Here is a 20,670-nt window from a genome sequence, read left to right as displayed (position 1 = left end):
GAGCGCCCGCCATCAGCTGGCCACGGCGTCACGCGAAGGCCACTGGCTGGCGGACGTCAGCGGGTGACGGGTCAGGAATGCGGTGGCTTCATGGACGTCAGCGGGTGACGGAGACCGTCGAGATCTGGCTCAGTTCGCGCGGCGCGCTGGGCGTCTGCCACTGGACGCGGCTGTCGCGGCCGGTCAGCTCGACCGTCGCGATCGCATTGCTGAACCAGGGGCCGTCCGTGATGCGCCAGCGCAGAGGCGGACGTGGAACGCGGGCCATGCGCGCGAGCCAGCGGAACGGAACGCCCGCGCCTCGTGCGCACGCGATGCGGTTCGCCCACTGGAACTTGCCGGGCAGCGGGTTGCGCAGCGGCGAGCACACGACCTGCACGACCTCGGACTCCGTGTCCGGCGTGGTGACGCGCGCCAGGTAGGAGTAGTGGACGTCACCGGAGAGAAAGGCGACTGTGGCGGGCGCGCTACCCCGCTCGCCGCGCGCGACGGCGATGACGTCGTTCGCGACCTCGCGGAAGGACCGCTCGAACGCGGCCCAGTGCTCCAGGTCGGCGGCCTGCCGGATCTTCTCCCCGGCGCCGGCGGCGCGCGGCCCCCACGCGCCCTCCGCGACGGCCTCGTTCCACGACTCGGCGTGGTGGATCGCGGGCGCGAGCAGGTAGGGCAGGGACGAGGCGACGAGCAGGTGGTCGACGTCGCCCTGGAGACGGCCGTCCAGCCAGTCGAACTCCTCGTCGTCGAGCATGCCGCGCCGCTCGGGCGTCAGCAGGCGGGAGCAGCGGCTGTCCACGACGACCAGGCGCGTGCGCCCGTAGTCGTGGGCGTAGCTCCAGTGCGCGGTGGTGGGCTGCCGGTCGGCGCGCTCGGCGAACTCGTCCAGGATCTTGCCGCCGTCACCGCCGTTCGCGGACGCCGCGCGCACCGCCGTGAACACCTCGTGCGCCGCGCGTCCTTCAGGCGAGAGGTTGCCGAGGTGCTGGTACACCCAGTACGAGCCGATCCCGCCGACGATGCGCTCCCGCCACCAGGGCAGGGCCCACATCTGCTGCCGCCACGCGTACGAGGTGTTCCAGTCGTCCCGGATGTCGTGGTCGTCGAAGACGGTGAGCGTGGGCACGGTGGAGAGGAGCCACCGTACGGCCGGGTCCTCGCGCCAGGCGAGCCGGTACAGATGCGTGTACTCCTCGAAGTCCGCGATCTCATCCGTAGGGCATGCCTCGGTGGACGCGGCGGCCGACTTGGCCTCGTCTAGTGCAGCGTTTTCAGATCCGGTACTTGTAACGAGGGTGTTGGCGGGCGCTTCGTTGCCCATGCTCACCGCGGCGCCCGTCCGGGTTCCGCGTCGCGCGCGCACGATCTCGCGCATCGCGGGGTCCAGCTCGTCCGCGTACACCTGGTCGCCGACCATGAGCAGGATGTCGGGCCACGTCGCGTCCGGGCGCACGAGGTGGTGCGCGAGGGCGGAGAGCGTGTCGTTGCCGTGCTTGCCCTCGCGGTCCGGAGAGCGCCTGCACGAGCCGAACGAGACACGTAGCGTCCCGGACGGATCGAGCGTCCGCAGTTGGCTCGCTGGGAATGCCGAGCCCTCCTCGGGCCAGACCTGGGCGCCGTCCAGCTCGACTCGGTAGGGGACGCGCGCGCCCGGTGCGAGGCCTTCGACCTCGACGAGGGCGAAGTGATGTCCGTGGACGGCGAACGTGTCCGCCGCCGCTTCCAGGTTCCCCGCGCGCACGAGCACCCTGCATGGACGGTCGGTCTCCACCCACACCGTTGCGGTGCTTTCGCCGACGTGCCGGAGGAGAGGTCCCAGTACCAATGCGGTCATAACTCGCCTCTCTACTGGATGCGAGCCTTCCTCGTCCATGGTTTGCCAAGTTCTGCTTCCGTGCTATGGACGCCGTGGTGAGAGGCGGGAAACGGGGGATCTGTCAGGACGCCTGGGGGCAGGGGACCCAATAGCGCAGCTTGGCACCGCGACGGTCTTCGAGAAGCCCCCCGTTCCTCTCGATGACGAGCCGTGACGCAGTGTTGTCAGCGTCACAAGTGATGAGCGCGGGGTCGATGCCGAGCGCGCGCGCATGAGGAAGTGCCGCTCGGAGCATGGCGGTGGCGTGTCCGCGGCGACGTGCCGTAGGGCGGACGTCGTAACCGATGTGTCCGCCAACGTCGAGCAACCACGGAGTGAGGCGATGCCTGATCGACAGCCGTCCGAGGTACTCGTCTCCTTCCACCCACCAGAAGAACGTCGCCGGCACATGCGTGGGCGGACGAGGTGTCTCCTCCAAAGCCAGCGACCGGGTGTACCGGACGTACCGTTCGAACGCCTCCGGCTCGTCCCACTGGCCGGTGTAGGCGCGTAGCTCTCGCCCTAGCGAAGTGTCGTCGTCGGGCGTGCCGCGGCCCTCCGCACGGAACTCCTCCATCGCGGCGAGAAACGACACCCGGATGCGCGTGTCGGGAAGGATCAGTTCAGGCACGTCACTCTTTCTACAAGGGAGTGGCACACCTGAGAGGGCCGAGTACATAGGTACGGATACTCCCCATGGTGGGGCTGGCCCCACCATGGGTTTGGGGTGTTGGTCCCATGTTGCCGCGACGGCCGTCTTCCTAGATTCGATGACATGAGCCAGCACAGCCGCACCGACAACCGTCCCCGCCGCGTCGTCCTGATCGGGGCCCTCGTGGGAACGGTCCTCGCGGCGGGCGTCCTGCCTCCGCCGCCGAACCCGGTCCAGAAGATCGCCCAGCACGCCGTCGCGCGCCACGCGCAGCGCTGAGCCGCCGACCCTGGGCGGATCGGCGGCTCGGGGAGGGTTATCCACAGAACGTGGTTCGGTTTTCGGGCGGGTGCCCGCCGGGTCAGGCTTGGACGGTGGCCGCGGGGGCGTCGGCGTCCGCCTCGGGGGCGGGGGCGCCGGTGTCGGTGCCGCGGCCGCGCAGGACGAACAGGGCGAGCGCGGTGGCGGCGACGACACCGGTCAGGCTGGCGAGGAAGGTGGTTCCCATGGCGGTGGTGAAGGCGTCCCGTGCCTGGTGCACGAGGTTCGCGTCGCCGGTCCGGGCGGCGATGGCGAGGGCGTCGCCGATGGACCGCCGCGCCTGCTCGGGGGCCTCGGACGGCATCGCCGAGCCGTAGGCGCTGGTGAGCACGGTGCCGAGGATCGCGACGCCGAGGGCGGCGCCGGCCTGCTGGATGGTGTCGTTCAGGGCCGAGCCGACGCCGGCGTGCTCGGCGGGCACCGCGCCCATCAGCGCGCCGATCGTGGCGGGCATCGACAGGCCGCTGCCGGCGCCCATCAGGAACAGGCCGACCGCCACGGGCCAGTAGCCGTCGCCGGGGGCGACCGTCGCGAGGGTGCCGAACCCGGCGGCGACGACCAGCAGGCCGATGACGGCGGTGGCCTTGTTGCCGAGCCTGCCGACCAGGCTCGCGCCGAGGCCGTTGAACAGCAGGGCCGCGACCGCGACCGGGATGAACGACAGACCGGTCTTCATGGGGGAGTAGCCGAGGACGAACTGGAGGTACTGGGTGAGCGCGAGCAGCAGGCCGCCGTTGCCGATCTCGACCAGCGTGAGGGAGAGGCTGCCGCCCGCGAAGTCGCGGTCGCGGAACAGGGACAGCGGCACCATCGGGGAGTCGGTGCGGGTCTCCCAGAAGACGAAGCCGGCCAGGGCGGCGAGGGCGACGGCGCCGCCGACCAGGGTGCGGGCGTCCATGCCGTTCTTCGGGTACTCGATGATCGTCCAGACCAGCGCGACCATGCCGACGACCGACAGCACCATGCCCAGCGGGTCCGGCTTGCGCCACGGGCCCTTGGACTCCGGCATCAGGGTGGCGGCGGCGAGGATGGAGACGGCCGCGACCGGCACGTTGATCAGGAAGACCGCGCCCCACCAGAAGTGCGCGATCAGGACACCGCCGGCGATCGGCCCGCCGACCAGCCCGACCATGGAGACCACGCCCCACGCGGCCATCGCCCTGGGACGCTCGTCCTCGTCGAACACCGTGATCAGGATCGACAGCGTGCTCGGCAGCACCAGGGCCCCGCCGATGCCCATCACCGCCCGCGCGGCGATCAGCATCCCCGGCGACCCGGCGAACGTGGCCGCCATCGAGGCCACCCCGAACAGCGCCAGGCCGATGATCATCACCTTCCGGCGGCCGAACCGGTCGGACAGGCTTCCCGCGGTGAGCAGCAGCCCGGCGAAGACCAGGATGTAGGAGTCCAGGATCCACTGGATGTCCTGGGCGGTGGCGCCGAGGTCCTCGGTGAGCGGCGGGATCGCCACGTTCAGCGCCATGTTGTCGATCACCAGCACCAGGGTGCTCAGGCAGAGCACCACCAGGATCCACCAGCGTCGCGGGTTGCGGTCCATCTCATCTCCCGGCATCCGGATGCGTACAGTGTTCGCATCGATGGGAACACTGTACGCATGGCGGAACGGTGTGCGCAAGTGGGTACGGCGTGCGCTAGGCTCGGTACCGACCCGAAGGGAGGCCGACGATGGCCGATGACCAGGTGATCTCCTCGGTCTGGGCGCGTCCGGAGAAGACCCGGAACGCGCGCCCGACGCTGAGCCGGGAGCAGATCGTCACCGAGGCGATCAAGCTGCTGGACGCCGAGGGCGTGGAGGCGCTGAGCATGCGCAAGCTCGGCCAGGCGCTGAACGCGGGCGCGACGTCCCTCTACCGGCACGTCGCCAACAAGGACGAGCTGCTCGAACTCGTGGTGGACGAGATCTACGGCGAGCTGCGCGTCCCCACGCTCGACGACCCCGCCGAGTGGCGCGCCGCCGTCGCGGGCCTGGCCCAGCAGCTCCGCGACATGATCCTGCGCCACCCGTGGATCGCGCCCGTCCTCGGCCTGGTCGGCTCGACCTACCTCGGCCCGAACGTCACCCGCATGACCGAGGAGATGCTCGGCCTCATGGAATCGGCCGGCTTCTCGCTCGCCGAGGGCAACAGCGCCGTGAAGGCCCTGTCCGCCTACGTCATCGGCTTCACCATGTCCGAGGCCGCCTGGCTCCTCGCCCTGGCCCGCACCGGCCAGTCCGAGGACGAGTGGCTGGAGCAGATGCGCCCCGCCATGGACCACGCCATGGCCAACAACCCCCGCTTGGCCCGCCTCTTCACCACCCAACGCGAAGCCCACTCCGCCCAGGACGACCCCCAAGCCGAGTTCAACTACGGCCTGGCCCTCTTCCTCAACGGCCTGAACCCCACCCAACCCCCCACCTAACCCACGCTCCCGCCAAACCCACGCCCCACCTAACCCACGACCCGCCAAGCCCACGACCCGCCAAGCCCACGCGGCTCGCGCCCAACTCGTGCCCGACCTGCGCCCGCAGCCGCGTCCGTGCTCGCGTTCGCAGCCACGCCCGTGCGCGCGCGTGCCTGGGCTCGCGCGCGCTTGAGCTTGTGCCTGCGTCCGTGCCCGTATCCGCGCTCGCGCACGTGCCCGCATTCGCGGCCGATCTGTGGTCTGCGCGGTTCGCGGGCTGGGGTCTGGGGGCTGGTTCGGTGTGGGGCGGTTCCGCTGGTAGCTTCGCGGGAGAAGTTTCTTCGTTGGGGATTTTTCTTTGTGGAGGGGGCGGGGCGTGTCGGGTTCGGAGGTCTACCAGCGGTATGTGGCCGCGGTGATGATGCACGGGCAGGCGAGTGCGAAGGCCGTCGAACTGGGGGCCACGGATCTGTACGCGCTGAACATCCTCAAGCTGTCCGGGTCGCTGACGCCGGGGGAGCTGGGGCGGCTGGCCGGGTTGACGACGGGCCCGACGACGCGGCTGGTCGACCGGCTTGAGCAGGCCGGGTACGTGCGGCGCGTGCCGGACGCCGGCGACCGCCGGAAGGTCATCGTCGAGCTGGTGGCGGAGCCGTCCGGGCTGGACGAGGCGCTCGCGCCGGTGCGCCGGAAGATCGGCGCGATCATCCAGGGGTACTCGCCGGAGCAGCAGGAGCTGCTGTTCGACTACTTCGCCCGTGCGGCCGACGCCTTCCAGGAAGCCACCGAGGAGCTTCGCGCCCAGGGCTGAGCCGTCCTCCGCAGGTCTGTTCCGCAGACGTTGAAAGGGGTGGCTCGCGGGTGCGGGCCACCCCTTTCGGGTTGGGCGGTGGGTCAGGTGGTGGCCAGGGGGCGGGCGGGGGTTACGGAGAGGGTGTCGGAGGCCTCGTCCAGGTCGACCACCACCTCGTCGCCGTCGTGGATCTGGCCGGAGAGGAGCTCCTTGGCCAGGCGGTCGCCGATGGCGGTCTGGACGAGGCGCCGCAGCGGACGGGCGCCGTAGAGCGGGTCGTAGCCGGTCAGTGCCAGCCACTCGCGGGCCGCCTCGGTGACGGTGAGGCGGAGGCGGCGGTCGGCCAGGCGGCGGGCCAGGCGCTCGACCTGCAGGTCGACGATCCGGGTGAGCTCGTCGGTGGACAGCGCGTCGAACACGATCACGTCGTCCAGCCGGTTCAGGAACTCGGGCTTGAAGGAGGCGCGGACGGCGTTCATGACCGCGTCGCGCTTCGCGCCGTTCTCCAGCGCCGGGTCGATCAGGAACTGCGAGCCGATGTTGGACGTCAGGATCAGGATGGTGTTCCGGAAGTCCACCGTGCGGCCCTGCCCGTCGGTGAGGCGACCGTCGTCGAGCACCTGGAGCAGGATGTCGAAGACCTCGGGGTGCGCCTTCTCCACCTCGTCCAGCAGGACGACCGAGTACGGGCGCCGCCGGACGGCCTCGGTGAGCTGGCCGCCCTCCTCGTAGCCGACGTAGCCGGGAGGCGCGCCGACGAGGCGCGCCACCGCGTGCTTCTCGGAGTACTCCGACATGTCGATGCGGGTCATCGCCCGCTCGTCGTCGAACAGGAACTCCGCGAGGGCCTTGGCCAGCTCGGTCTTGCCGACGCCGGTCGGGCCGAGGAACAGGAACGATCCAGTCGGACGGTCCGGGTCGGAGATGCCCGCGCGGGCGCGGCGGACCGCGTCCGACACGGCCTGCACGGCGGCGCGCTGACCGATCAGCCGGCGGCCCAGCTCGTCCTCCATGCGCAGCAGCTTGGCGGTCTCGCCCTCCAGCAGCCGCCCGGCGGGGATGCCCGTCCAGGACGCGACGACATCGGCGACATCGTCCGGCCCGACCTCCTCCTTCACCATGGTGTTGGCGGTGTCGGTCTCCTCCTCGGCGGCCTCGGCGAGCTCCTTCTCCAGCTGCGGGATCTCGGCGTAGGTCAGCCGGGACGCGGTCTCGTAGTCGCCGTCGCGCTGGGCGCGCTCGGCCTCGCTGCGCATCGCGTCGATGCGCTCCTTGATCTCGCCGACCCGGTTGAGCCCGGCCTTCTCCTTCTCCCAGCGGGAGTTCAGGACGTTCAGGTGCTCCTGCTTGTCGGCCAGGTCCTTGCGGAGCCGTTCGAGCCGGTGCTTGGACGCCTCGTCGGTCTCCTTGCTGAGCGCCATCTCCTCCATCTTCAGCCGGTCGACCGAGCGCTGCAGCTCGTCGATCTCGACCGGCCGGGAGTCGATCTCCATGCGCAGCCGGGACGCGGCCTCGTCCACCAGGTCGATCGCCTTGTCCGGCAGGAACCGGGAGGTGATGTACCGGTCGGACAGCGTCGCCGCGGCGACCAGCGCCGAGTCGTTGATCTGCACCTTGTGGTGCGCCTCGTAGCGGCCCTTCAGCCCGCGCAGGATCGCGACCGAGTCCTCGACGGACGGCTCGCCGACGAAGACCTGCTGGAACCGGCGTTCGAGCGCCGGGTCCTTCTCGATGCGCTCGCGGTACTCGTCCAGCGTGGTCGCGCCGATCATGCGCAGCTCGCCGCGGGCCAGCATCGGCTTGAGCATGTTGCCCGCGTCCATCGAGCCCTCGGCCGCGCCCGCGCCGACGACCGTGTGCAGCTCGTCGATGAATGTGACGACCTGCCCGTTCGACTCCTTGATCTCGTTGAGGACGGCCTTCAGCCGCTCCTCGAACTCGCCGCGGTACTTCGCGCCCGCGACCATCGCGCCGAGGTCGAGCGAGACGAGCGTCTTGTCGCGCAGCGAGGACGGCACGTCGCCCGCCACGATCCGCTGGGCGAGGCCCTCCACGACGGCGGTCTTGCCGACGCCGGGCTCGCCGATCAGCACCGGGTTGTTCTTGGTGCGCCGGGACAGCACCTGGACGACCCGGCGGATCTCGGTGTCGCGTCCGATCACCGGGTCGAGCTTGCCCTCGCGCGCCGCGGCGGTGAGGTCGACGCCGTACTTCTCCAGCGCCTGGTAGGTCTCCTCGGGGTTCTCCGAGGTGACGCGGGCGTGCCCGCGGACCTTCTCGAACGCCTCCAGCAGCGCGTTCGGGGTCGCGCCGGCCTCCTTCAGCAGCCCGGCGACAGGCCCGCCGTCGGCGGCGAGGCCGACCAGCAGGTGCTCGGTGGAGACGTACTCGTCCTCCAGCTGGCGGGCGCGGTTCGCGGCGGTGTTCAGCGCGACGATCAGCTGCCGGGACATCTGCGGGGACGACACGGTCGAGCCGGCCGCCTTCGGCAGCGCCGCGAGCTGCTCCTCGGCCCGGGTGCGGACGGCCTTCCAGTCCGCCCCGACCGCCTCCAGCAGCGGGACGGCCGTGCCGTCCGGGAGCTGGATCAGCGCCGCGAGCAGGTGCGGCGGCTCGACCTGCGGGTTGCCCTCGGCGGCCGCGCGGCGCACCGCGATCGACACCGCCTCCTGGGACTTCTGGGTGAGCTTGTAGTCCATCTTCGGTTTTCCCCTTACTGCTCGCGGCCCCGCTCGTGCCAGACCACGACGCCCGTCGCGCGGATGGGCACCAGGTCGCTCCCCGGAGCGTCGCCGGAGTCTCCGTGCCGCCGCTGCTGCGCGAGGCGCGCCGCGACCGCACGGGTCGATTCGAGTTCGTTGGCCAGGTCCTGCAGGGCTTCACGCGCGCGCTGGAGCTCGTCGCCCAGCCGCGCGTTCTCCCGCTGCAGGCCCAGGATGTGCTTGATGCCCGCCAGGTTGACGCCCTCCTCCTGCGAGAGCCGCTGGATCTCGCGGAGCAGCACGATGTCGCGCATGGAGTAGCGGCGGCCGCGGCCCTGCGTGCGGCCGGGCGACACCAGGCCCAGCCGGTCGTAGGTGCGCAGGGTCTGCGGGTGCAGCCCGGACAGCTGCGCCGCCACCGAGATCACGTAGACCGGCGTGTCATCGCCGAAGGGGTCCATGGGGCACCTACTCCTCCCTGGCCTGCTGGAGCACCTCGCTGCGCAGGTCGTCGCCCTCGCCGGACCCGCGCAGCGCCTCCAGCGCCGCCCGGGTCTGGTCGTCGAGCTTGCCCGGCACCTGGACGTCCACGGTGACCAGCAGGTCGCCCTTGGTGCCGTCGCGGCGCGGGGCGCCGCGGCCCCGCACCCGGAACGTCCGCCCGTTGGGGGTGCCCTCCGGGATGCGCAGCGTGACCGGCTGGCCCTGGAAGGTCGGCACCTTGATCTCCGCGCCGAGCGCGGCCTCCGGGAACGTCACCGGGACGGCCAGGGTGAGGTTGTCGCCGCTGCGCCCGAACACCGGGTGCGGCGTGACCTTGATGTTCACGTACAGGTCGCCGGACGGGCCGCCGTTCTCGCCGGGCGCCCCCTTGCCCTTGAGCCGGATCTTCTGCCCGTCGGCGACACCCGCCGGGATGCGCGCCTGGATCGTCCGGGTGCCGGTCGCGCGGCCGCTGCCGTGGCAGGTCGCGCACGGGTCGTCCACGACCAGGCCGCGGCCGTGGCAGATGTGGCACGGCTCGCTGAACCCGAAGTTGCCCAGGTTGCGGGTCTCCTGCCCGGTGCCCTCGCAGTTGGGGCAGACCCGCGGCGTGGTGCCGGCCTTCGCGCCGGTGCCGTGGCAGGTGGGGCAGGCCGCCTCGCTGGTCAGCTTCAGGGGGACGGTCACGCCGTTCATGGCGCGCCCGAACGACAGCGTCACCTCGGTCTCGACGTCGGCGCCGCGCCGCGCCCGGCGGGTGCCGGCGCCGGTCCGCGTGCCGCCGCGGTTGAACAGGCCGCCGAAGATGTCGCCGATGCGGTCGCCGGCGCCGCCCGCGCCGCCGCCTCCGGCCGGGCCGCCGCCCTGCCCGAAGAGGTCCCCCAGGTCGAAGCCGAAGCCGCCGCCCTGCCCGCCGCCGGCGCCCCGGAAGCCGCTCGGCATCGAGCGGACCTGGTCGTACTCCTTGCGGCGCTTCTCGTCCGCGAGGACGCTGTTGGCCTCGGAGACCTCCTTGAACCGCTCCTCGGCGTCGGCGTCGCCCTTGTTGCGGTCCGGGTGGTACTGCTGCGCGAGCTTGCGGTACGCCTTCTTGATCTCGTCCTGGGAGGCGTTCTTCGAGACACCGAGGACCTTGTAGTAGTCCTTCTCGAGGTAGTCCTTGGTGCTCACAGATCCTCGCCTTCCGCGTCGTGCCTTGTCTGCCGGTGGGGGTCTCCCGGGCCGTCCGCCCCGCGCGGGCGCTGGGGAGGACGGCCCGGAACGGTCGTGCCGATCGCCGTGCTACTCGGCGCCGTCGTCGCTACTCGGTGCCGTCGTCGTCGCCGTGCCCGGCGTCGTCCGCCGGGTCCTGCGGCTCGACGACCGCGACGCGCGCGGGCCGCAGCACGCGCTCGCCGATCCGGTAGCCCGGCTGCAGCACGTCGGCGACGCTCGTCTCGGTCGCCTCGGCCGAGTAGGCGTGCATCAGGGCCTCGTGGACGGTCGGGTCGAACGGCTCGCCCTTCGCGCCGAAGCGCTCCAGCCCGAGCTTGCCGATCGCCGCCTCCAGCGTGTCGGCGACCGACTTGAACCCGCCGGTCAGCTCGTTGTGGTCGCGGGCCCGGCCGATGTCGTCGAGCACCGGCAGCAGCTCGGTCAGCACGCTCGCGAGCGCCTGCTCGCGGACCGCGACGCGGTCGCGCTCGACGCGCTTGCGGTAGTTGTCGTACTCGGCCTTGAGCCGCTGCAGGTCGGCGGTGCGCTCGGCCAGCTGCCGCTTGAACGCGGCGGCCTCGTCGATGGCCTGCTCGGCGGCGGCCCCGGGGGCCGGGGCGGGCTCCTCGCCCGCCCCGGCGTCCCGGACCTTGCCCGTGTCAGGGTCGATGCGCCGCCGGTCGCGGATCACCGGGCCGTCGTGCTCCTCACGGGGTGAGGTCACTTGGCGTCACCCTTCGGCTTGTCGTCGTCCACGATCTCGGCGTCGACGACCTCGTCGTCCTGCGCCTCCTGCGCGCCCGCGCCGGCCTGCTCGCCGCCCGCCTGGGCCGCGCCCTCCGGGTTCTGGGCGTACATGGCCGCGCCCATCTTCTGGCTGGTCTGGGCGAGCTTGTCCGCGGCGGACTTGATCGCCTCGACGTCGGTGCCCTCCAGCGCCTTCTTCACCTCGGCGACGCCGGCCTCGACCTCGGTCTTCAGCTCGTCCGGGACCTTCTCGCCGTTCTCGCGGAGGAACTTCTCGGTCGAGTACGCGAGGGTGTCGGCCTGGTTGCGGACCTCGGCCTCCTCCTTGCGCTTGCGGTCCTCCTCGGCGTACTGCTCGGCCTCCTGCATCATGCGGTTGATGTCGTCCTTCGGCAGCGCCGAGCCGCCGGTGATGACCATCGACTGCTCCTTGCCGGTGCCGAGGTCCTTCGCGGAGACGTTCACGATGCCGTTGGCGTCGATGTCGAAGGTGACCTCGATCTGCGGGACGCCGCGCGGCGCCGGGGGCAGGCCGGTGAGCTGGAAGGTGCCGAGCTTCTTGTTGTACGCCGCGATCTCGCGCTCGCCCTGGTAGACCTGGATCTCCACGGACGGCTGGTTGTCGTCGGCCGTGGTGAAGGTCTCCGACCGCTTGGTCGGGATCGTGGTGTTGCGCTCGATGATCTTGGTGAAGATGCCGCCCTTGGTCTCGATGCCGAGCGACAGCGGGGTGACGTCCAGCAGCAGGACGTCCTTCACCTCGCCCTTGAGGACGCCGGCCTGGAGGGACGCGCCGATGGCCACGACCTCGTCGGGGTTGACGCCCTTGTTGGGCTCCTTGCCGCCGGTCAGCTCCTTCACCATCTCGCTGACGGCGGGCATGCGGGTCGAGCCGCCGACCATGACGACCTGGTTGATGCCGTCGACGGTGATGTTCGCGTCCTTCAGCACCTGCTGGAACGGCGCCTTGGTGCGCTCCAGCAGGTCGCTGGTCAGGCGCTGGAACTCGGCGCGGGTGAGCTTCTCGTCCAGGTGCAGCGGGCCCTCCGCCGAGGCGGTGATGTAGGGCAGGTTGATCTGCGTCTCGGACGAGCTGGACAGCTCGATCTTGGCCTTCTCGGCGGCCTCGCGGAGCCGCTGCAGGGCCATCTTGTCCTTGGACAGGTCGACGCCGTTGGCGTTCTTGAACCGCTCGACCAGCCAGTCGACGATCTTGTTGTCCCAGTCGTCGCCGCCGAGGTGGTTGTCGCCGGAGGTCGCCTTGACCTCGACCACGCCGTCGCCGACCTCCAGCAGGGACACGTCGAAGGTGCCGCCGCCGAGGTCGAAGACCAGGATGGTGGCCTCGTTCTCCTTCTCCAGGTGGTAGGCCAGCGCGGCCGAGGTCGGCTCGTTGATGATGCGCAGGACGTTCAGCCCCGCGATCTGGCCGGCCTCCTTGGTGGCCTGGCGCTGGTGGTCGGAGAAGTAGGCGGGCACGGTGATGACCGCGTCGGTCACCGTCTCGCCGAGGTAGGACTCGGCGTCCCGCTTGAGCTTCTGGAGCACGAACGCCGAGATCTGCTGCGGCGTGAACTCCTTGTCGTCGATCTTCTGCTTCCAGTCGGTGCCCATCTCGCGCTTGACCGACCGGATGGTGCGGTCAACGTTGGTGACGGCCTGGCGCTTGGCCACCTCACCGACGAGGACCTCGCCGTTCTTGGCGAAGGCGACGACGGACGGCGTGGTCCGCGACCCCTCCGCGTTGGCGATCACCGTGGGCTCGCCGCCCTCCAGAATCGCGACGACCGAGTTGGTCGTCCCGAGGTCGATGCCGACCGCACGTCCCATGTCTCGTCCTCCGTGGATCTTGCTACCTGTACGCCGTGCGGTGGGCCGGGGGCGGCCCGCGCGTCCGGCGCGAGTCTTCCGCTGTATGCCAGGGTGCCGTCCCCCGGATCTCCTGTCAAATGACTTGAGTCGAGGAGACTCAACTTTGCTGACGTCTCGACTAACAGGACGTGTGAGCCCCCTATTCCCGTTCCCGGACTCCGGGTTTCTCAGGGACGAACCCTCCTCAAGGACGAGCAAAGCCCCTGCCCCGGGAGGATCCGGGCACGACCAGCGCGAACGACCGGCGCGGCGGGCGTCCGAGATCGCGTGAAAGGCTCCGGGGGCTTCGGGTGATACCGGACGACCGCCACCCGCGCCACGGAAAGGCCCCCACATGACACGGGAGTCCCTCGTCGCCCCGCCCCGCACGCCGGGCGGGGGCGACGACTCGGCCGTGCTGACCCAGTCCCGGACGCAACCCGAGCGCTTCGGCGCGATCTTCGACGCGTACCACGCGGAGATCCACGGCTACGCGGCCCGCCGCCTCGGCCCGGACGCCGCGGGCGACGTCGCCGCGCAGACGTTCCTGGAGGCGTTCCGGGCGCGGCACCGCTACGACCCGTCCCGCGCGTCCGTCCGGACCTGGCTGTACGGCATCGCCACCAACCTGATCGGCAAGCAGCGCAGGGCCGAGGTGCGCGCCCTGCGCGCCCGCGCCCGCATCGGCCCCGAACCGGACGCGGAGGGGCACGCCGACCGGGTGCACGTCGCCGTGGACGCGGCCGGGCTGCGCGGCGCGCTCGCCGCGGCGCTCGCCGACCTGGCGGACGGCGACCGGGACGTGCTGCTGCTGGTCGCGCTCGCCGAGCTCAGCCACCAGGAGGTCGCGGCAGCGCTGGAGATCCCTTACGGGACGGTCGGCTCGCGGCTCAACCGGGCTCGGAGGAAGCTGCGCGAGGCGCTCGGCGGGACCAACCCGATGCACGCTCAGGAGGACCACCATGGATGAGATTCGCACGGTCCGCGACGCCTACGGCTCGCCCCGCCCCCCGACGTCCGGCGCGACGGCCTCGGCGTTCGCCCAGCTCAACGCCCTGATCGAGGCGGAGGGCGCGGCCCCCGCGGCCGAGGCCCCGGCGCAGCCCCGGACGCGCCGCCGCAGCGTGTTCGGCGGCTGGCGGATGCGGCTCGGCGCCGGCCTCCTCGCCGCCGGAGCCGCCGCGGCCGCCGTCATCGCCGCCACCGGCCAGGACGACGGCGGGCCCGCGCACGCCGGGCGCGGGACGACTGCGCAGGGCGTCCCCCTGTTCCTGCAGGTCGCCGCGAAGGCCGACCAGCTGCCGAACGGCCGCTACTGGTACACCGACCAGATCCACGGCCAGATGTACCAGCTGCGCCCGAAGACCGGCGCCTACGCGATCTTCGGCGCGCAGGACGAGTCCTTCCAGTACACCGGCGCGGAGAAGCAGGACGGGTCTGCGTTCCTCATGCGGTTCCTCCCGGCGCGTCCGGTCGGGCCGGCGGACGAGGCGGCCTGGCGGCGGGCGGGCTCGCCCACCTCGTTCCGGGTCTGGTCGAACGACCACCACGGGACCTACGGCACGAAGGCCGGGGCCTGGCAGGACGACCCGGCCATGCGGAGCCAGGGCGGGAGGTTCCTCGGCCTCGGCGGACTCGGCAAGAGCAGCTGGACGCCCCCGGAACTGGCCGCGCTGTCCCCCGACGCCGCCACCCTGGCGAAGATGCTCTTCCCCCGGCAGACCCGGTCGGTCACGACGCTCGGCGAGCTCCCGAAGGACATGACCCCGGAGCAGTGGAAGAAGCTGGGACGCGAGGGGCTCGGCCCCGACGGCCGGCGGGACATGACGGCCCGGGAGAAGCTCATGTCGGTGGGCGACACGCTGGTCACGATGCCGCTGAAGCCCGCGCTGCGGTCGGCGGTGATGAGGGTCCTCTCCCAGCAGCCGGGCGTCCATGTCGTCCAGGACGCGGCGGACGCGCTCGGCCGCCGGGGCGTCGCGCTGGTGACCGAGCCGCAGAAGGTCGTCCGGTCCAGCGACGGCACCGGACGGCAGGGCGCCTTCTACGCGCGCGAGGAACTGATCTTCAGCCAGGCGACCGGCGAGCTGCTGGCCGAGCAGTCGGTGGTGACGGACCCGGGGGACGTGTACCCGGGTCTCAAGCCGGGGACCGTGGACAGCTACATCGCGGTCATGTCGTCCGGCTGGACCGACACCAAGCCGAAGGCGCCCGCCAAGGCGCCCTTCTGACAGCCGGTCGCTACTTCTGACCAGGCTTTCGAGCCGGTCAGCGCGTGCCCCGCGTCGTTCGCGACGCGGGGCACGTTTTTTTCGATCCGGTTTTTCGATCCGGTTTTTTCGCGATCCGGCCGAAAGTGATCCGGTCCGCCGGCGGAGTACAAGTGACACCGACCGGAAGGACCCCCATGCCATGACCGCCCCACCGGCCGTGGACGACGACGCCGGGATCGTCGCGGCCTCCCTCGCCGAGCCCGAGCGGTTCACCGGCGTGTACGACCGGCACCACGCCGCGGTCTACCGGTACGTCCACGGCAGGCTCGGACCGCAGGCCGCCGACGACGTCGCGGCCGAGACGTTCCTGACCGCGTTCCGCCGCCGCGCCGACTTCGATCCGGCGCGCGGCGCGCTGCGCGCCTGGCTGTTCGGCATCGCGACCCGGCTCGTCGCCCAGCACCGCCGCACCGAGGAGCGCCGCTACCGGGCGCTCGCCCGGCTGGGTCCGGACCGTCCGCACGGCGGGCACGAGGACCGGGTCGCCGCGGCCGTCGACGCGGGCCTGGTCAAGCCGGAACTGGCCGCCGCGCTGCGCGGGCTCTCGGCGAAGGAGCGCGACGTGGTCCTGCTGGTCGCGCTCGCCGACCTCACCCACGAGGAGGTCGCCGCCGCCCTCGGCATCCCGTACGGGACGGTCGGCTCCCGCCTCAACCGGGCGCGCCGGAAGCTGCGCGCCGCCCTCGACAGTCCGGAAGGGACCTGACCATGGACGAGATCGACGCCCTCAAAGCGCTCACCGCCGAGCCGAGCCCGGAGAGCGCCGCGGCCGGACGCGCGCTCCTGCTCGCCGAGGCACGCGGCGCCGCACCTGTATCCGCCCGCCGCCGGTTCCCGATCCCGAAGTTCGCCCTGTTCACCGGCGCCGGGCTGGCGCTCGCGGGCGCGACCGCGGCCGTCGCGGTGCTCGTCTCGTCGGGCACGGCGACGCCGCGCGCGCCCGGCGGACCGGGCGGCGCCCCGGACGGGGGCGGGTTCATGCAGGTGGCGGCGAAGGCGGACCTGCTGCCGTCGGGGAGGTTCTGGCACACCGACGAGGTGTCCGGGACGATCTACGTCCAGCGGCCCGCGTCCGGCGCGTCCTACACGATCTTCGGCGCGCAGACCGAGGCGTTCCACTACACCAGCGCCAAGCCGGACGGCGGGGAGGGCTTCTTCAGCCGCGAGCTGCCCGCCCGTCCCGCGACGCCGCAGGACGAGGCGGCCTGGAAGCGCGCCGGGTCCCCGCGGTCCTTCCGGGTCTGGTCGAACGACCACTACTTCACCTACTCCGCCACCCGGACCACACCTTGGACGGACGACTCGGCGGGCGAGCGCGGCGGGGCGTTCCCCGGGCCGTCCGGATCCGGCGACCCGTCCGGCGGCCGGCGGCCGGCGATGACCGCCGCGCAGGTCGCCGCGCTGCCCACCGACCCGGACGCGCTCGCGAAGATCTTCTTCGTGGACGACCCGAAGGCGCGGTACGCCCCGGGCACCGGGCGCCTGACGCCCGCGCGGAAGCTGTCGGTGGCGGGCCGCGCGCTGAAGAACATGCCGCTGCCGCCGAAGGTCCGCGCGGGGCTGATGCGCGCGCTGGCCAAGCAGTCCGGCATCCAGACCGTGAAGGGGGTCGCCGACCCGCTCGGACGCAAGGGCGTGGCGCTTGCCGCCGAGCCGGAGACGATCACTCGCACCGCCGAGTACGGCGCACCGGCGCAGGAGCAGGGCACCTACACCGAGCGCCGGGAACTGCTGTTCAACCCGGATACGGGTGAGCTGCTGGCCACGCTCACCGTCCTGGTCCGGCCTGGCGGGCCCTACGCCGCGCTCAAGCCCGGCGCGGTGATCGACTACTTCTCCGTCAGGTCGTCCGGCTGGACGCAGGCCAAGCCGAAGCCTCCCGCCGGACTGCCCTTCTGAGCACCGCCCGGTCCCGCCGCTGCGTTATCCCAAACCGGCCCGGCGGGACCGGCCGGTTCCTCCCTCCGCCGCCCGCGCACCGCCTCGCTTCTGCTTGGCGGTGCGCGGGCTTTTCGTGTGTGCGGGGAGAAAATTCGGATTCGGGGCGAAGAGCGGCGTCGCTGCGGACGGAGTACAGGTGACATCCACCGGAAGGACCCGCATGCGATGACTTCTCCACCGGCTGTGGACGACGACGCGGACCTCGTCACGGCCTCCCTGACCGACCCCGACCGCTTCACCGCCGTCTATGACCGGCATTTCGCCGCGATCCGGCGGTACGCGGCGGCCCGGCTCGGCCCCGAGGTCGCCGACGACGTCGCGGCCGAGACGTTCCTGACGGCGTTCCGCCGCCGCGCCGACTTCGACCCGGAACGCGGCGCCCCGCGCGCCTGGCTGTTCGGCATCGCGACCCACCTGATCAGGCAGCACCGGCGGGTCGAGGAGCGCCGCTACCGGACGCTCGCGCGGCTCGGTCCGGACCGTCCGGTGGACGGCCCGGAGGACCGGGTAGCCGCCGCGGTGGACGCGCGGGACGCCCAGCCCAGGCTCGCCGCCGCCCTCCGGGCGCTGTCCGCCAAGGAACGCGACGTCGTGCTGCTCGCCGCCTTCACCGACCTCGGTTACGGGGAGATCGCCGAAGCCCTCGGCATCCCGGCCGGAACGGTCGGATCCCGCCTCAACCGGGCGCGCGGGAAGCTGCGCGCCGCCCTGCCCGACACGGAAGGACAGTGATCATGGACGAACTCGGGATGCTCGTGTCCCTGCTGGACGAGGACCCGTCCGCGCACGGAGAGCGGGACGGACGCCGGAGGCTGACCGGCGCGATCGACAAGGAAGCGACCCAGGCGCGGCGACGCTTCGCGTTCCGGCCGCGTTTCGCGCTGTTCGGCGGCTTCGGGCTCGCGGGCGCGGCAGCGGCGCTCGCCGGGGCGGTGCTGCTGTCGTCCGGGACGACGCCGCGCGCGCCCGACCCGGTACGGCCCGCGTCGACGCCCGCCGCGCGGCTCATGCTGGCCGCCGCGCACAGCGTCGAGAGCGGGCCCGCCGCCTCGTCCGGCCGCTACTGGGAGGTGCAGCGGCAGCGGGGCGGACGGCTGGTCGAAGACGGGAAGAGCTACGACTTCGTCCAGCGGCTGGGCGGCTACGACGCCGGGCCGGGCCGGGACGCCTGGTCCACGATGCGCATGGTGTCCAAGCGCTACGCGGGCCCGACCAGCGAGCAGGGCGCCGGCTCGTCCCTGTGGGACACGTTCCGCTGGAGCAAGGTGAGGGCGAGCGGCGGCCAGACTTACCAGATCCTCCAAGGCTCGAAGGACCCGGTCGACGTGCGGCGGCTGCCGGACACCGCACCCGCGCTCAAGTCCTACCTGGACAAGCTGCTCCACGAACGCTCGCAAGGCTGGGACCCGACCGAGTGGCTGTACGGCAACGCCGAGGACATCCTCGCCTCGCCGGTCGGCCCCCGCGTGCGCGGCGCGGTCTACCGGCTGCTCGCCGCGGACCCGCACCTGCGGGCGGTCGGCACCGTGAAGGACCCGCTCGGACGCCCCGGGACGGCGTTCTCCCGGCGGACGTCCGGCGCGGGCATGGTCACCGACGACCAGCTGATCGTCGACACCCGCACCGGACGGCTCCTCGCCACTCGGACCGTCCTCGTCCAGCCCGGTCCGGCGTGGCCCGGCAAGAAGCCCGGCGACATCGCGAGCTACGAGGCCGTCCTCTCCTACGGCTGGACCGACCAGATCCCGAACTACCCACCCCTGCCCTAGCGCACCCGAACCGCAGGCCCGCGTCGATGCGCGGGCCTGCGGGGTTGCGGGAGGTTAGGCGAAGTCGGCGGGGGTGGTGCCCTGGACGGTGAGGGGCATGCCCAGTGCGACGCGGTGGGCGAGCCAGCGGCTCGGGCGGTAGCGGGGGTCGCCGGTGCCGGCGAACATGGCGCTCAGCGCGCTGAGGACGCGCTCGCCCCCGGCCCGGTCGCCCCACTCCAGCGGGCCGAACGGGTAGCCGAGGCCGAGCCGGACGGCCGTGTCGATGTCGGCGGGGGAGGCCAGCCCGCGCTGCGCGATCTCGCACGAGACGTTCACGATCGACGCGAGCAGGCGCTCGGAGACCGGCACCGGGGCGTCGCCGACCACGGTCACGGGCAGGCCGGTGGCCGCGAGGCCCGCGAGCGCCGCCTTGCCGACCGCCACGTCCAGACCTGGGTGGACGGTCAGGACGAGCCGCCGCTCGAACCCGCCGGTCGGGTCGACCGCGACCGTCCGGCGCGGGTCCAGCGCGTTCTCGTGCGGGAAGACCACGCCGTCGGTGTCCAGGACGATCGCCGCCTCGGACGGGAACGGGCCGCGCTCGACCGGGACGCCGGCCTTGGCCAGCACGGCGGCGAGCCGGTCGGCGTCCGGGGCGGGTCCGGTGATCCAGAACGGCGGCAGCGGGTCCGCATTCGCGGTATTTCCCGTTACCACGGAGGCGGTGTTGCCCGTTACCACGGAGGTGGTACTTCCCGTTACCACGGAGGGGGCTGCCTCGGCGGGCTCCTGCTTCACGCCGTCCTCGTACCGGTACCAGCCCTCGCCGACCTTCCGGCCGAACAGGCCCGCGTCGTACCGCGCGCGCGTGAGGTCGGACGGGCGCAGCCGGTCGTCGTAGTGGAACCCTTCCCAGATCGTCTCCAGGACGGGGTGCGAGACGTCCAGCCCGGTGAGGTCCATCAGCTCGAACGGGCCCATCTTCAGGCCGAGGACGTCGCGGGCGATGCGGTCCACGTCCACCGGACGGGCCGTTCCCTCGGCGACGATCTGCAGCGCCTCGGTCGAAAGGCCGCGTCCGGCGTGGTTGACCAGGAAGCCGGGCGTGTCGGGCGCGCGGACGGGGGTGTGGCCGAAGCGCCGGACGAGTTCGGTCAGCGCGTCCGGGATCCAGGCGGCCGTCCGCGCGCCGGGGATCACCTCGGCGAGCTTCATCAGCGGCACCGGGTTGAAGAAGTGCAGCCCGGCGAGCCGGGACGGATCGGACATCCCGGCGGCAATCCGCGTCACGGACAGCGAGCTGGTGTTGGTCGCGAAGACCGTGCTTTCCGGGCAGACGTTCTCAAGCCCCTGGAGGAGCCGCTGCTTGGTCGCCAGGTCCTCCCGGACGGCCTCGACGACCAGGTCGAGCCCGTCGCCGGGGGCGAGCGGGTCGTCCAGCGGGACGAGGCGGGCCTCGGCGGCCGCCGCGTCCTCGGCGCTCATCCGGCCCTTCGCGGCCAGCTTGCCGAACATCCCGCCGATCTGCGCGACGGCCTCGCCGACCGCCTCGGGACGCGCGTCGGCGAGCTGCACGGTCAGGCCCGCGGCCGCCGCGACCTGCGCGATCCCGCGTCCCATGATCCCGGTGCCGACCACCCGGACCGTCGTCGCCCGTTCCGCCCAGCGCTCCACTCACGGCCTCCTCGGCTCTTTCTAGAACCAGATTCT

General features: G+C 72.1%; 18 protein-coding genes. 9 read left to right on the top strand and 9 right to left on the bottom strand.

Going from position 1 to position 20,670, the window contains the following annotated elements; translation table 11 throughout:
- Positions 1-97: 97 nt before the first annotated feature.
- Both FHU30_RS15385 and FHU30_RS15380 read right to left on the bottom strand, forming a co-directional pair.
- A complete protein-coding gene (locus FHU30_RS15385) occupies positions 98-1,828 on the bottom strand; it encodes a DUF7800 domain-containing protein (protein WP_253876331.1) in 1,731 nt (576 codons plus the stop codon).
- A gap of 103 nt (positions 1,829-1,931) precedes the next feature.
- Positions 1,932-2,480, bottom strand: a complete 549-nt coding sequence (locus FHU30_RS15380) for a GNAT family N-acetyltransferase (protein WP_253876330.1) — start codon at positions 2,478-2,480, stop codon at positions 1,932-1,934.
- 144 nt (positions 2,481-2,624) lie between these two features.
- On the opposite strand from FHU30_RS15380, the gene FHU30_RS15375 reads away from it, so the two are divergent.
- Complete coding sequence (locus FHU30_RS15375) at positions 2,625-2,780, top strand: hypothetical protein (RefSeq protein WP_253876329.1); 156 nt, start codon at positions 2,625-2,627, stop codon at positions 2,778-2,780.
- Positions 2,781-2,862: 82 nt separating this feature from the next.
- Here FHU30_RS15375 and FHU30_RS15370 read toward each other — a convergent pair whose 3' ends face one another.
- Positions 2,863-4,380: an MFS transporter gene (locus tag FHU30_RS15370; RefSeq protein ID WP_253876328.1), complete on the bottom strand. Its 1,518-nt coding sequence runs from the start codon at positions 4,378-4,380 to the stop codon at positions 2,863-2,865.
- A gap of 128 nt (positions 4,381-4,508) precedes the next feature.
- Between FHU30_RS15370 and FHU30_RS15365 the strand changes: the two genes are divergently transcribed.
- Positions 4,509-5,243, top strand: a complete 735-nt coding sequence (locus tag FHU30_RS15365) for a TetR/AcrR family transcriptional regulator (protein WP_253876327.1) — start codon at positions 4,509-4,511, stop codon at positions 5,241-5,243.
- A gap of 358 nt (positions 5,244-5,601) precedes the next feature.
- Complete coding sequence (locus tag FHU30_RS15360) at positions 5,602-6,036, top strand: MarR family winged helix-turn-helix transcriptional regulator (RefSeq protein WP_253876326.1); 435 nt, start codon at positions 5,602-5,604, stop codon at positions 6,034-6,036.
- A gap of 83 nt (positions 6,037-6,119) precedes the next feature.
- On the opposite strand, the gene clpB is transcribed toward FHU30_RS15360, so the two are convergent.
- From clpB to dnaK, 5 genes are all read right to left on the bottom strand, one after another.
- Positions 6,120-8,717 carry an ATP-dependent chaperone ClpB gene (clpB, locus tag FHU30_RS15355; protein WP_253876325.1) on the bottom strand — a complete coding sequence of 866 codons (2,598 nt, stop codon included), beginning with the start codon at positions 8,715-8,717 and terminating at the stop codon, positions 6,120-6,122.
- A gap of 14 nt (positions 8,718-8,731) precedes the next feature.
- Positions 8,732-9,181, bottom strand: a complete 450-nt coding sequence (locus tag FHU30_RS15350; RefSeq protein WP_253876323.1) for a heat shock protein transcriptional repressor HspR — start codon at positions 9,179-9,181, stop codon at positions 8,732-8,734.
- Positions 9,182-9,188: 7 nt separating this feature from the next.
- Entirely contained in the window at positions 9,189-10,373 is a 1,185-nt protein-coding gene (gene dnaJ / locus FHU30_RS15345; RefSeq protein WP_253876321.1) for a molecular chaperone DnaJ, read from the bottom strand.
- Positions 10,374-10,503: 130 nt separating this feature from the next.
- On the bottom strand, positions 10,504-11,121 hold the full coding sequence (gene grpE, locus FHU30_RS15340; RefSeq protein WP_253876319.1) for a nucleotide exchange factor GrpE: 618 nt from the start codon (positions 11,119-11,121) through the stop codon (positions 10,504-10,506).
- A complete protein-coding gene (gene dnaK, locus FHU30_RS15335) occupies positions 11,118-12,974 on the bottom strand; it encodes a molecular chaperone DnaK (protein ID WP_253876317.1) in 1,857 nt (618 codons plus the stop codon). The genes grpE and dnaK overlap by 4 nt, the downstream gene beginning before the upstream one ends.
- 376 nt (positions 12,975-13,350) lie before the next feature.
- Between dnaK and FHU30_RS15330 the strand changes: the two genes are divergently transcribed.
- From FHU30_RS15330 to FHU30_RS15305, 6 genes are all read left to right on the top strand, one after another.
- A complete protein-coding gene (locus FHU30_RS15330) occupies positions 13,351-13,965 on the top strand; it encodes an RNA polymerase sigma factor (protein ID WP_253876315.1) in 615 nt (204 codons plus the stop codon).
- Complete coding sequence (locus FHU30_RS15325; protein WP_253876313.1) at positions 13,958-15,226, top strand: hypothetical protein; 1,269 nt, start codon at positions 13,958-13,960, stop codon at positions 15,224-15,226. Before FHU30_RS15330 ends, FHU30_RS15325 begins: the two co-directional genes overlap by 8 nt.
- Positions 15,227-15,407: 181 nt before the next feature.
- Complete coding sequence (locus FHU30_RS15320) at positions 15,408-15,974, top strand: RNA polymerase sigma factor (RefSeq protein WP_253876311.1); 567 nt, start codon at positions 15,408-15,410, stop codon at positions 15,972-15,974.
- Positions 15,975-15,976: 2 nt separating this feature from the next.
- Positions 15,977-17,167, top strand: a complete 1,191-nt coding sequence (locus tag FHU30_RS15315; RefSeq protein WP_253876309.1) for a hypothetical protein — start codon at positions 15,977-15,979, stop codon at positions 17,165-17,167.
- 207 nt (positions 17,168-17,374) lie between these two features.
- Complete coding sequence (locus FHU30_RS15310) at positions 17,375-17,941, top strand: RNA polymerase sigma factor (RefSeq protein ID WP_253876307.1); 567 nt, start codon at positions 17,375-17,377, stop codon at positions 17,939-17,941.
- A gap of 2 nt (positions 17,942-17,943) precedes the next feature.
- On the top strand, positions 17,944-18,978 hold the full coding sequence (locus tag FHU30_RS15305; protein WP_253876305.1) for a CU044_5270 family protein: 1,035 nt from the start codon (positions 17,944-17,946) through the stop codon (positions 18,976-18,978).
- Between the two features lie 54 nt (positions 18,979-19,032).
- Here the strand turns inward: FHU30_RS15305 and FHU30_RS15300 are convergent, their stop codons facing one another.
- Positions 19,033-20,634 carry a 3-hydroxyacyl-CoA dehydrogenase gene (locus FHU30_RS15300; protein ID WP_253876304.1) on the bottom strand — a complete coding sequence of 534 codons (1,602 nt, stop codon included), beginning with the start codon at positions 20,632-20,634 and terminating at the stop codon, positions 19,033-19,035.
- Positions 20,635-20,670 lie beyond the last annotated feature (36 nt).

Source organism: Actinomadura rupiterrae (assembly GCF_024172125.1).
GTDB lineage: Bacteria > Actinomycetota > Actinomycetes > Streptosporangiales > Streptosporangiaceae > Spirillospora > Spirillospora rupiterrae.
This window is presented reverse-complemented; position numbering and strand designations above follow the sequence as displayed.

Coding starts and splice junctions, on each gene's coding strand:
- FHU30_RS15385 (WP_253876331.1), bottom strand. CDS start 1,828: ATGACCGCATTGGTACTGGGACCTCTCCTCCGGCACGTCGGCGAAAGC.
- FHU30_RS15375 (WP_253876329.1), top strand. CDS start 2,625: ATGAGCCAGCACAGCCGCACCGACAACCGTCCCCGCCGCGTCGTCCTG.
- FHU30_RS15370 (WP_253876328.1), bottom strand. CDS start 4,380: ATGGACCGCAACCCGCGACGCTGGTGGATCCTGGTGGTGCTCTGCCTG.
- FHU30_RS15365 (WP_253876327.1), top strand. CDS start 4,509: ATGGCCGATGACCAGGTGATCTCCTCGGTCTGGGCGCGTCCGGAGAAG.
- clpB (WP_253876325.1), bottom strand. CDS start 8,717: ATGGACTACAAGCTCACCCAGAAGTCCCAGGAGGCGGTGTCGATCGCG.
- FHU30_RS15350 (WP_253876323.1), bottom strand. CDS start 9,181: ATGGACCCCTTCGGCGATGACACGCCGGTCTACGTGATCTCGGTGGCG.
- dnaK (WP_253876317.1), bottom strand. CDS start 12,974: ATGGGACGTGCGGTCGGCATCGACCTCGGGACGACCAACTCGGTCGTC.
- FHU30_RS15330 (WP_253876315.1), top strand. CDS start 13,351: ATGACACGGGAGTCCCTCGTCGCCCCGCCCCGCACGCCGGGCGGGGGC.
- FHU30_RS15325 (WP_253876313.1), top strand. CDS start 13,958: ATGGATGAGATTCGCACGGTCCGCGACGCCTACGGCTCGCCCCGCCCC.
- FHU30_RS15320 (WP_253876311.1), top strand. CDS start 15,408: ATGACCGCCCCACCGGCCGTGGACGACGACGCCGGGATCGTCGCGGCC.
- FHU30_RS15315 (WP_253876309.1), top strand. CDS start 15,977: ATGGACGAGATCGACGCCCTCAAAGCGCTCACCGCCGAGCCGAGCCCG.
- FHU30_RS15310 (WP_253876307.1), top strand. CDS start 17,375: ATGACTTCTCCACCGGCTGTGGACGACGACGCGGACCTCGTCACGGCC.
- FHU30_RS15305 (WP_253876305.1), top strand. CDS start 17,944: ATGGACGAACTCGGGATGCTCGTGTCCCTGCTGGACGAGGACCCGTCC.